This window comes from Acinetobacter sp. BSP-28 (assembly GCF_044130285.1).
Classification (GTDB): Bacteria; Pseudomonadota; Gammaproteobacteria; order Pseudomonadales; family Moraxellaceae; genus Acinetobacter.
Genome location: NZ_JBIQOB010000005.1, coordinates 1 through 11262, shown reverse-complemented (window position 1 = coordinate 11262; position 11262 = coordinate 1). Strand labels below are relative to the sequence as shown.

At 42.7% G+C, this 11262-nt stretch carries 11 protein-coding genes; 9 read left to right on the top strand and 2 right to left on the bottom strand.

Annotated elements, in window-relative coordinates:
* Positions 1–4: 4 nt before the first annotated feature.
* Positions 5–814, top strand: coding sequence for an ABC transporter ATP-binding protein (locus ACE01R_RS04745; RefSeq protein WP_395548172.1), 810 nt, complete (start codon positions 5–7; stop codon positions 812–814).
* A 380-nt stretch (positions 815–1194) separates the two neighbouring features.
* Positions 1195–1809, top strand: a complete 615-nt coding sequence (locus ACE01R_RS04740) for a TetR/AcrR family transcriptional regulator (RefSeq protein ID WP_395548171.1) — start codon at positions 1195–1197, stop codon at positions 1807–1809.
* 79 nt (positions 1810–1888) lie between these two features.
* Here ACE01R_RS04740 and ACE01R_RS04735 read toward each other — a convergent pair whose 3' ends face one another.
* On the bottom strand, positions 1889–2452 hold the full coding sequence (locus tag ACE01R_RS04735; protein WP_395548169.1) for a 5'-nucleosidase: 564 nt from the start codon (positions 2450–2452) through the stop codon (positions 1889–1891).
* A gap of 313 nt (positions 2453–2765) precedes the next feature.
* On the opposite strand from ACE01R_RS04735, the gene ribF reads away from it, so the two are divergent.
* The 7 genes from ribF (at position 2766) to ACE01R_RS04700 (ending at position 9836) form a co-directional block, all read left to right on the top strand.
* Positions 2766–3767, top strand: a complete 1002-nt coding sequence (gene ribF / locus ACE01R_RS04730; protein WP_395548164.1) for a bifunctional riboflavin kinase/FAD synthetase — start codon at positions 2766–2768, stop codon at positions 3765–3767.
* Between the two features lie 63 nt (positions 3768–3830).
* On the top strand, positions 3831–6677 hold the full coding sequence (ileS, locus tag ACE01R_RS04725; protein WP_395548130.1) for an isoleucine--tRNA ligase: 2847 nt from the start codon (positions 3831–3833) through the stop codon (positions 6675–6677).
* Complete coding sequence (gene lspA / locus ACE01R_RS04720) at positions 6670–7212, top strand: signal peptidase II (protein WP_395548119.1); 543 nt, start codon at positions 6670–6672, stop codon at positions 7210–7212. The genes ileS and lspA overlap by 8 nt, the downstream gene beginning before the upstream one ends.
* Complete coding sequence (locus tag ACE01R_RS04715; RefSeq protein ID WP_395548118.1) at positions 7205–7687, top strand: peptidylprolyl isomerase; 483 nt, start codon at positions 7205–7207, stop codon at positions 7685–7687. Before lspA ends, ACE01R_RS04715 begins: the two co-directional genes overlap by 8 nt.
* 150 nt (positions 7688–7837) lie before the next feature.
* A complete protein-coding gene (locus tag ACE01R_RS04710; protein WP_395548116.1) occupies positions 7838–8380 on the top strand; it encodes an NADPH-dependent FMN reductase in 543 nt (180 codons plus the stop codon).
* 411 nt (positions 8381–8791) lie between these two features.
* Positions 8792–9244, top strand: coding sequence for a hypothetical protein (locus ACE01R_RS04705; protein ID WP_395548114.1), 453 nt, complete (start codon positions 8792–8794; stop codon positions 9242–9244).
* Positions 9201–9836: a TauD/TfdA family dioxygenase gene (locus tag ACE01R_RS04700; RefSeq protein ID WP_395548091.1), complete on the top strand. Its 636-nt coding sequence runs from the start codon at positions 9201–9203 to the stop codon at positions 9834–9836. The genes ACE01R_RS04705 and ACE01R_RS04700 overlap by 44 nt, the downstream gene beginning before the upstream one ends.
* A gap of 69 nt (positions 9837–9905) precedes the next feature.
* On the opposite strand, the gene ACE01R_RS04695 is transcribed toward ACE01R_RS04700, so the two are convergent.
* Entirely contained in the window at positions 9906–11090 is a 1185-nt protein-coding gene (locus ACE01R_RS04695; protein WP_395548059.1) for a PQQ-dependent sugar dehydrogenase, read from the bottom strand.
* Positions 11091–11262: the final 172 nt, after the last annotated feature.

Sequence of the window (11262 nt, the reverse complement as noted above, 5' to 3'; positions counted from 1 at the left end):
AGACATGACTGATTTAAGCATAGGGCGTCATGCATCTGAAGAACGCTCAATACCAAAACACCCTGGCAGTGCAGATATCAACCCCAACGCTGTAGCGGGTGCAGAAATTCTGATTGAACAGCTGCACAAATTCTATGGTGAAGTGAAAGTTCTGGAAGATCTGGACCTGCACATTCAACCAGGTGAATTCCTTGCGATTGTTGGACGCAGTGGCTGCGGTAAAAGTACCTTATTACGCTTAATTGCCGATCTGGAACAACCGAGCTATGGTGAAATCAAGTTTAAATCGGCACGTCATATTCGCGAAGGCATTACTAGCGATGACATTCGGGTCATGTTCCAGGACCCAAGACTGTTGCCATGGCGTAGCATTGAGCAAAATGTACAGCTCGGTTTAGCCAAAGAACATCAAGGCAATGCTTCTGCCCTGCTGGAAAAAGTTGGACTGAAAGAAAAAGCTGGATTGTGGCCTTCACAACTTTCAGGGGGGCAACGTCAGCGTACTGCGCTTGCCCGTGCCTTGTCGCATAAGCCGCGTATCTTGCTTTTAGATGAACCCTTAGGTGCGCTGGATGCACTCACCCGTTTGGACATGCAGAACCTGATTGAAAAACTCTGGACCGAGCAAGGCTTTACCGCAATTCTGGTCACACATGATGTCAGCGAAGCCGTTCAGCTGGCCGACCGTATTATCTTGTTAGACAAGGGACACATTGCCCAGCAGTTTAAAGTGGATCTGCCTCGACCGCGTAAAAAAGATTACGCTTTTACTGAGTTAGAACAACAAGTGCTGAATGCGGTATTGGCGACCTGATCTTTTTTTGAATCAGGATTTAAAATGAGCGCTTATCAATCCGGAGTTGATTAGCGCTGATCTCAATATTCTGCACAGTAAAGTTAAATCAATTCTTTAATTTTATTTAATGATAGATTTTCCCCTACCCCAAGATTTCAGCCTCTGCCTGGCATAAATATTTTAATTTTTAATCTTGTTGAAACACTGGAAAATAGACATCGTGTACTAAACAGCCATCTTTCTACTTCAACTTTTTACTTTTGTTGAATTTATCACAATTTCATAGCTCATCTTCAAAATAAATCGTCATTATTCATAAAATTAAAACTTTTGCTTATGCACAAATCTGACGATTTGCCGTACAATTTGTGTTTCCACTTTAATTTTTAAATTTGCCAATGGAACAAAAAAAGAGTACTCAAAAAAGACATCAACTGCTAAGTGCAGCGCTCGATGTATTTTCCCTTTACGGTTTTAATGGGGCAAGCTTGGACGAAATTGCTCAAATAGCTGAAATGCATAAATCAAATATTTTCTATTATTATGAAAATAAAGAAGCTTTATATGTAGAAGTACTGACCACCGTTCTACAGAAATGGCTTGCACCACTGCAAATGCTGGAATCAGAGCTAGAGCCTGAAGAAGCCATCACCAATTATTTATTGCAAAAAATTGAAGTGTCACGTACTCAACCGAAAGCATCCCGTCTGTTTGCGTTGGAAGTGATTCAAGGTGCACCCCATATTTTGCCAATTCTAAAAGGTCCTTTAAAGAAACTGTTTAAGCGCAAGGCTAAAGTAATTAGCGTATGGCAGGAACAGGGGAAAATTGCGAAAGAAATTGATCCTGAACTGCTGATTTTGAATATTTGGGCAGTGACGCAAAACTATGCCGATTTTGCCACCCAAATGGAAATGGTCACCGGTAAGACCTTACGCAATCGCAGTATGCAACAACGTTGTATTCAACATACTGTACATATGATGTTATATGGCGTCATTCCCCGTTCATAAATCTTAAATTATCGTTAACGATAATTTTGGCCTACGACCATAGCCTTCTATGGTCGCCGAATTGCCGCTTTTACTGTTCTTATTTTATCATTTGATATAATTTAGATAACTTTTGTGCACCCAATAATAAATTTTCTTCCCAATCCAAATGTGCAGTTTCATTGGCCCCATCGGTAATATATTTCACCGAAACAAATCTTACCCCCAGTTTTTTACAGACTTTAGCCATGGCATAGCCTTCCATATCGACCAAATTACATGGCACTTTGGGTAAGCCTGTTTCAAAGCTGTCCCCTGTTCCACAGATCCCTTGAGGCAAATGCTGAAAATAGGACTGCAAATGAATTTCTGCGGGATGATCCTCATCCATAGGAGTAACCCCCACTGCAAAACCGAGGGGAGAGACATCCATATCGCGTTGCACAAAGGTGCTGACTTCTACCAGTTCATGCGCATTAAAATGTGAACTTCCTGCAGTACCCAAATTGAGTAAGGTCTTGCAGCCCGTCTTGTGAATCACCTCAAAGGCTTTAAACGCGGCATTGACTTTGCCAATACCGCTGTAATGGACCTCGACGCCTGCCTGCTCAAACAGACCTTTAGATTCACTGGGCAAGGCCATAATTAAAGCCAGATCAGACATAGCAAAACCTTTTTAAGATGCAAATTTAAAATTGTGCCCATTAGAAAAGAATTAGCAGACAAGTGCAAATTTAAAAGCAGTCCTGTAAAAACAGATCTGCAAATGCTACTTAGAATTTTATCAATCCTGATTTACTGTCATCATGAGACTCACATGGCTTGGTCTTTAATGCTTAATACAGTTCACTCCTATCTACCGAGCTATTTTTTAAGAGAAATAGATAATTTTTTTGTATGAAAACACAACAACAAGACGAACGCCTAAGATTATGGCAATATATAGCCCTGATAATTTTTCACTTATTGATTCGCCCATGAAGCTGCTCCGCCTGAATGCTTTAGCGCCCAATTTTCAATTGCCAAAAACGGCCGTAACCATTGGTAATTTTGACGGTGTACATTTGGGCCATCAGGCGATGATTAGCCAATTAAAACAACTGGCGGCCGCACAAAATTTAAAAACGTTGGTGATGATTTTTGAGCCACAGCCTTTGGAGTTTTTTCAAGGTTATGAAGCGCCTCCCCGCATTACCTCACTGCGTGAAAAAGTGGAATATCTGACCGAACTGGGCGTCGATTACATTGCCGTTGCAAAGTTTGATAACCATTTCCGCAGTCTAAATGCTGAAAACTTTGCTGAACTGTTAAAAGTAAAACTTAATGCAGAACATCTGGTTTTGGGCGATGATTTTCACTTTGGCAAAAACCGTCAAGGCAATAGTGAATTTTTAAAAGCCTATGGTTTTCAGGTCACCACCTTACATACGATTGCACTGGATGGTGAACGTGTCAGTTCGACCCGTATTCGCCAAACTTTGCAAGCAGGCGATTTGGCTCTAGCTGCCAAATTGCTCGGTCGTCCCTATAGCATTACCGGTCGGGTACAATACGGTGACCAGATTGGACGAACCATTGATTTTCCAACCATTAATGTTGCTCTAAACCGTCATAAACCGTGTTTAAATGGAATTTACGGCGTAGAAGTGGTGTGTGAAACCAGATCTTTAAAAGATAAAGTCAAAGCCGACAATCCTGAAAAATTAGGCATTGCAGGCTATGAACCGACTGCCCTGTTTGGTGCAGGACATGTAGGTACACGACCGGCCATCAAACAAGTCCATCCGGAATGGCGATTAGAAGTACATTTTCCTGATGTTTCTGCTAATCTGTATGGCCTGTTAATGCGGGTGACGTTCTTGAACTATTTACATGGTGAAAAGGACTACCCTTCGCTTGAAGCATTGAAAGCGGGAATTGATGACGATGTAGAGAAACTGCTTGAGTTTCGACAAAACACGCCGCATTTTCCCTTTTAAATCCCAGATTTTTTATTGTAAAACGCGTCAGCCTCAGACTGATTAAATTGGAAGACAACTTGCATGAGCGATAAGCAAACTCCTGAAAATGCAGTGGATTATAAAGCCACGCTAAACCTCCCAGGTACTGAATTTGCAATGAAAGCAAATCTGGCAGTACGTGAAGCAAAATGGTTAGAAGAGTGGTATGCTGACAACATTTATCAGCAGATTCGTGCATCGCGTATTGGCAAGAAAAAATATGTGCTTCATGACGGCCCTCCGTATGCCAATGGTCAAATCCATTTAGGCCATGCCGTCAACAAGGTTCTTAAAGATATCATTATCAAAAGCCGTGTCATGGACGGTTTTGATGCACCTTATGTTCCGGGCTGGGACTGTCACGGCTTACCGATTGAACTGAAAGTCGAAGATAAGGTTGGTAAAGTCGGCGTTAAAGTAGATGCTGCAACCTTCCGTAAACACTGCCGTGAATATGCCTATACCCAGGTCGAATTACAGAAAAAAGACTTTGTGCGTATGGGTGTGTTCGGTGACTGGGACAATCCATATTTGACCATGAACTTTAAACAGGAAGCGGACATTGTGCGTTCCTTGGGTGAAATCGCGAAAAATGGTCACATTCAGCCAGGCCTAAAACCTGTGAACTGGTGTCTGGACTGTGGTTCGGCATTGGCAGAAGCTGAAGTTGAATATGAAGACAAGAAATCTGACGCGATTGACGTCGGTTTCACTGTTGTTGACCTTGCAGATTTATCTGCACGCCTAGGTGTGAGTGTTGCTGATTCAACAGACATCGTGATCTGGACCACGACACCTTGGACCATTCCTGCGAACCAGGCGGTTGCCCTGCATGCTGAAATTGAATATCAATTGGTGAAAGCACGCGGTGAAGATAAAGCAGCGCAAAACTTTATCTTGGCGAAAGACTTGGTTGAATCTGCCACTGAACGCTATGGCTTCACCACAGTTGAAGTGATTGCCGATTTTGCAGGTAGCAAACTTGAAAATCTGGTGCTGCAACATCCGTTAATCAGCGACCGCCAAGTGCCTGTAATCTTGGGTGAACACGTGATTGCAACCAGCGGTACAGGTGCGGTACATACAGCACCGGGCCATGGTGTAGACGATTATAAAGTTGGCTTGCTGTACAACCTGAAAGTCGATAATCCTGTCGGTGGTAATGGTGTGTATTTACCAACTGCACCGATTTTTGCTGGTGAGCACATCTATAAAGCCAATCCGAAAATTATTGAATCTTTAAGTGAAGCGGGCAAACTTTGGGCACATCACCCAATCAAGCACAGCTACCCGCACTGCTGGCGTCATAAAACTCCGATTATCTTCCGTGCCACACCGCAATGGTTTATCAGCATGGACGAAAAAGGTTTACGTCAAGGCGCGTTAAATGCAATCGAGAATGACATCAGCTTCGTGCCAGATTGGGGTAAAAACCGTATCGAATCGATGATTGAAGGTCGTCCGGACTGGTGTATCTCGCGTCAACGTACCTGGGGCGTGCCAATTCCGTTCTTCGTACACAAAGACACCAATGAGTTGCATCCACGTACCCCTGAACTGATTGAAGAAGTGGCCCAACTGATTGAACAGGAAGGCATTGATGGCTGGTACAACCGTGAAGCCAAAGACTTCATTGGTGCAGATGCTGAACAATACAACGCGGTACGCGATACGCTAGACGTCTGGTTTGACTCTGGTACAACGCACTACGGCGTGCTTCGTCAACGTGAAGAATTGACTGATCCTGCTGATTTGTATCTTGAAGGTTCAGACCAGCACCGTGGCTGGTTCCAGTCTTCATTATTAACCTCGATTGCCATCAATGGACGCGCACCTTATAAAGGCTTGTTGACTCACGGTTTCGTGGTCGATGAAAAAGGCCGCAAGATGTCAAAATCGATCGGTAACGTGATTACACCGCAAGACATCATTAAAGATATGGGTGCAGACGGCTTACGATTCTGGATCGCATCTTCAGACTACCGTTATGAAATGACTGCCGGTAAAGAAATCTTTAGCCGTGCGTCTGATGGTTACCGTCGTATCCGTAATACCTTGCGTTTCTTGTTGGCAAACTTGAATGGCTTCCAGCCAGCAACGGATGCCTTGCCAGTTGATCAACTGATTGCACTGGATCAATACATCTTGCAACGTGCTGCGGACGTTCAAAAAACCATTCAGCAAGCTTATGAAGATATGAACTTCCATATCGTCACCAATGCCTTGACTAACTTCTGTATCAATGACTTGGGTGGTTTCTACCTCGACATCATCAAAGACCGTCAATACACCACCAAAGCAGATTCACAGGCACGTCATTCTGCACAAACTGCGTTGTATCACCTGGTACAAGCCTTTGTTCGCTGGATGGCGCCTATCCTGAGCTTTACTGCGCAAGAAGCTTGGCCTTTAATTCCGGGTCAAAGCGAGAAATATGTGTTCACTGCCGAATGGTATGACATTCCAGTCGCTTCAACTGCAAACCTGGTTTCAGAAGCCGATTGGCAAACCCTGATTGCAGTGAAATCTGCAGTAAACAAGCAAATTGAAGCAGCGCGTAATGCCAAACTGATTGGTTCTAACCTGTCTGCCAAAGTTGAACTTTGGGCCAATACTGAATTGAAAGCAGTACTGGATCAGTTAAGCGACGAACTCCGTTTTGTCTTGATCACCTCTCAAGTGGCTGTGAATGCCTTTGATGAAGCTCAAGGTGAAGCTACCGATCTGGAAGGTTTACGCGTGAAAGTTTCTGCAGCAGACGGTGAAAAATGTGCACGCTGCTGGCATGTGCTTCCTGATGTGAATACACATCATGAACATCCAGGTCTTTGTTCTCGTTGTATTATTAACCTTCCTACAGGTCAAGGCGAAGAGAGAAAGTATGCCTAATCCGCAAAACAAAAAGGGCTTATTTCAATTCTACCCACACAATCTGGTGTGGGTCGGATTATCCATTGTGGCAATTATTCTCGATCAATGGACCAAATGGTTTGCAACGACACATCTGAATTATGCAGATCCGGTAGCTGTACTGCCCTTTTTAAACTGGACATTGTTACATAACTATGGCGCAGCCTTTAGTTTCTTGTCCGATGCTGGTGGATGGCAACGTTATTTCTTTACTTCACTGGCAGCGTTAGTGTCTGTGATTTTCGTTTTTTGGCTGATGCGTATGCCGAAAAAAATCGTGATTTTACCTATGGCCATTGCCCTGATTTTGGGTGGGGCCATCGGTAACCTGATTGACCGTGTAACCTTGGGTTATGTGGTCGATTTCATTCACGTTTACTACAACAACAGCCACTTTCCTGCTTTTAATATTGCTGATAGTGCCATTACCGTAGGTACTATCTTGCTCCTGATCGATACGTTTTTCCTAGAAAAGCAACGTATTCAACGTGCGGAAGCGCAACAAAATGACTGAAATTATTAATCCAAATGAAGAAACCCGAATTGCAGAAGGCTCTAAAGTAGCGCTGCATTTTTCGGTGGCCATTGAAAATGGTGTGGAAATTGACAACACTCGTAGCCGTGAAGAACCTGTCAGCCTGGTGATGGGTGATGGCAGCTTGTTACCTGGTTTTGAAAAAGCCCTGTTTGGTTTACGTGCCGGTGACCGCCGTACTGTGAGTCTTCCTCCAGAAGAAGCTTTTGGTCCATGGAATCCTGAAAACGTACAGAAATTTGATACCGTTAAATTCGAGCAGACACCTGTTATAGGTCATATGATTGAATTTGAAGATAAAGCCAAGCAAAGCCTGTTTGGTGTAGTGAAATCGGTCGGTGAAGATATTACTGAAATTGATTTTAATCACCCGCTTGCCGGCAAAGATATTACTTTTGAAGTAGAAATCTTTAAAGTGACCCCGGCGGGTCAACAAGGCATTAAAATTATGTAAGGTTTCAGCCTTATTCGTTTAAAAGCTCCTACGGGAGCTTTTTTATTTTCTGCTTTCAGCGATATTGATGAAGATACAAATCCATAATATTCAACAAATAACATTCATAATAAGTTAAAGAAGAAAATTTTAAAAATTTAGGCTCAATACATGAAAATATATATTGTCGTGGGTAGCGTGCGTGAAGGTCGGACTGCAATTAAAGTGGCACGTTGGGTAAAACACAGTATTGAACAAGCCAATTTCAGTACAGTTCAGGCCGAACTGGTCGATTTAAAAGAATGGGCTCTGCCGATTTTTGCTGGTAGCCATCCTCCAATTACGGGCATTTATGATCAACCCAAACAACAAGACTGGGCAGATAAAGTAGCTTCAGGCGATGCCTTCATTTTTATTAGCCCTGAATATAACCATGGCTATAGCCCAGCCCTGAAAAATGCATTCGATTACGTCGGTAAAGAATGGCAAGGCAAACCTGCTGCCTATATTGGTTATGGTGCAACCAATGGATCGCGTTCCATAGACCAGATTCGCCAGGTCGGAACACAACTCGGTTTAGTCGATAGTAATGCAGTGATTGAAATTCGCGATATTTTTTCACGCAATAAAACCGAAGAATTCGAACCGAATGAATTTGACGAGAAGACTTTAAAGGCTGTACTGGATAAACTGATTCAATACGTAAGTGCCTGATGTTTTAAAGACTATATACGCTTAAGCTTACAAGAGTTGAAGAATATATCCACTTTTCACACATTATCTTTCACGATATATTTAACTCATACCGAGACAGGAAGTCTCTAAGCTTAAAACTAAAAAGATAAGCGATGATAACAGCAGGATGCTGCAAGGTACGACAGGAGTTATACCTTAGAAAGAATATGAAAAAACCCCGACAGGATGTCGGGGTTTTTTCTTTCTGCATGATTTTAATCTGGCTGACCATTTATCGAAAACTTGAACCAATACCACTAAAATTTACATGATATTGAAATTTCAAACCCTATAATCACCAGCATACAAAAATGAGGAATCACTGGAATAATCCTCAGAATTATTACAACCATCCTAAACAAAACAATAAAAATGCTTGAGAGAAAAGAAATGCAATTAGAACATCATTTGCTAAGCGATTACGCTAAATTGTTTATTGCCCCCGAAAACAGCAATACAGCGCTTGACTTAGGCCAATATATTGAACGGAATCTTGAACCGCTAATGCAACAGTTACATCAGTACGGCATTTTGATTTTTCGTGGATTTAACATCCAGCATACCGATGAATTTCATCACCTGATTGAACAGCAATTCAAATTTCAGCCCTGGAATTCTTTTAACCCCAATATGCCAAGCTGGGTTGCATCATGGATGCGTAAATACAGTGAAAGTATTTTAGGGGCAGGCGATTATCGGCGTTATATTGACCGTAATACTGTTCAGCTCGGACCTGTCGAAAACTCTATCCAAGGTCCGCATGTGGAAGGTGGCGTACGTTCGGAACGCTCACGCTATATTGCCTGCCCTATATTGTCAGGAACCCTCAACTTATCTGGCTGAAACAGGCTTTAATAATCTGGAACAAATTTGGGAAAACATCCCTGAAACAATGAAGCAGAAATACCAAGGCAGCTGGAACCATTTTTCTTATGTTTCATCACGCAAGGTCAATTTTATCGACCGGATCTTGCTGAAAAAAAGTCCATTTAGCGTATCCATACGGGCTGACAAAAAAGCCAAGCTGACTTTACAACGTTGTCCATTTGTCATTAAGCATCCGGTCACGCAAAAACTGGCAATACAACCTTGGGCATTTGCTAACAATACCAATCCATTTGCACATCAGGCGGCACAAAACTGCTTTGAAAATCGCGGTGATATTCAGCTGGATTCAACCGCTGATGGCATGCAGCTGACCTGGGAAATTTTTAATCAGCAAGGTGAGCAAGTTGAATGGAGCAATCAAGAGAAGCAAGTCTTTTTTGATGCCATGTACCGTGATGCCCTTTTACTGCAATGGCAGAAAGGTGATGTTGCCATTGTAGATAATATCAAAATTGCCCATTGGCGCATGAATGGCGAACAAGGCAAGCGTAAACTGATCCAGATCCAGGCCAATGCTTTTAATGCAGATGAACATTACGCAGCCTGATTCAGTGCAGTCATGAATATCAATTATTCTAAAAGCCCCATCAGGGGCTTTTTTAGTTTATAAATCACCTTATTTTGCAGTCATTTTCAGCAGTCTGGCATTGCTACCATCTTCCAGCACCCAAATTGACCCATCTGGTGCTTGCAGCAAATCACGGATACGTTGCTTCATATCCAGACGCTGTACTTCAGTCATAGGCTTCATCGCTGTATCTACCACAATAATGGATTTGGAAGATAAACCGCCAATCAGCGCCTTATTTTTCCATGCAGGAAATTGCGAACCGTTATAAAAAATCAAGCTGGATGGGGAGATGACAGGTGTCCAGCTGATTTCAGGTGCTTTAAATTCAGGGCGGGTATGATGGTCAGGAATATCTCTGCCATCATAATGATCACCATTTGAAACCAGCGGATAACCGTAATTTTCACCTTTGACAATCAGATTCAGCTCATCTCCACCTTTGGGACCCATTTCCACCACCCAAAGTTTGCCTTGTGCATCAAATGCAATACCTAAGGGATTTCTGTGGCCCAACGACCAGACCTGTTTTGCAATCTCGCCCTGACCGCTAAACGGATTACCTGAGGCAGGTGTGCCATCCTCATTTAAACGCAATATTTTGCCTAAATTGGATTGCATATTTTGCGCAGGATCAAACTTCTGACGTTCACCTGAGCTAATCCATAACTTTCCATCCTGACCAAACAGGAGCCGATGGGCATAGTGCCCCTGTCCTTGTACTTTAGGCACTTGTTTCCAGATGGTTTTTAAATTTTTAACATGTGGTTTTTGAGCATTGGATAGGTTCAGTTCACCACGAGCCACCGCAGCCCCATAGCCTCCCTGTCCTGCTTCTGCATAACTTAAGTAAATGATATGGTTCCGTTCAAATTGCGGATGCAAGGCTATATCACCCAAGCCTCCTTGCCCGCCATAGGCCACCTTAGGAATGCCTTTGACTTCAATTTTTTCTCTGGTTTTGGGGTCAACTAACTGTAACTTTCCCTTTTTTTCAGTGACCAGTAACCGACCATCCTTCAGCCCTGTCATGGCCCAGGGTTCATTAAATTCTGTGACGCTGGTGAGTTTATACGTTTGATTGACTGAACCTGAAGAAGGTTTGGAAGATGTGGTTTCTGCTGCTGACTTGGATGCCGGACTTACAGCGTCAGTTTGTGCATTACAGGCTGTTAAACTTGATGTACTGATTAATATAGTTGTGATCAGCATACGCTGTCGGAATATTTTCATCGTTATTATCCTCTGTCATTCAAATCGCTCACCCGTTTTATTCTAAGTACAATATTAGATCTCTTTCATAAATCAAAAAATGACCACCTTTTTGATTGATATTTTCACTCTAATTTTCTTAGCATTCGTGCATAATCTGCGGATGAAATACATCAATTCAAAGAAGCTTTCT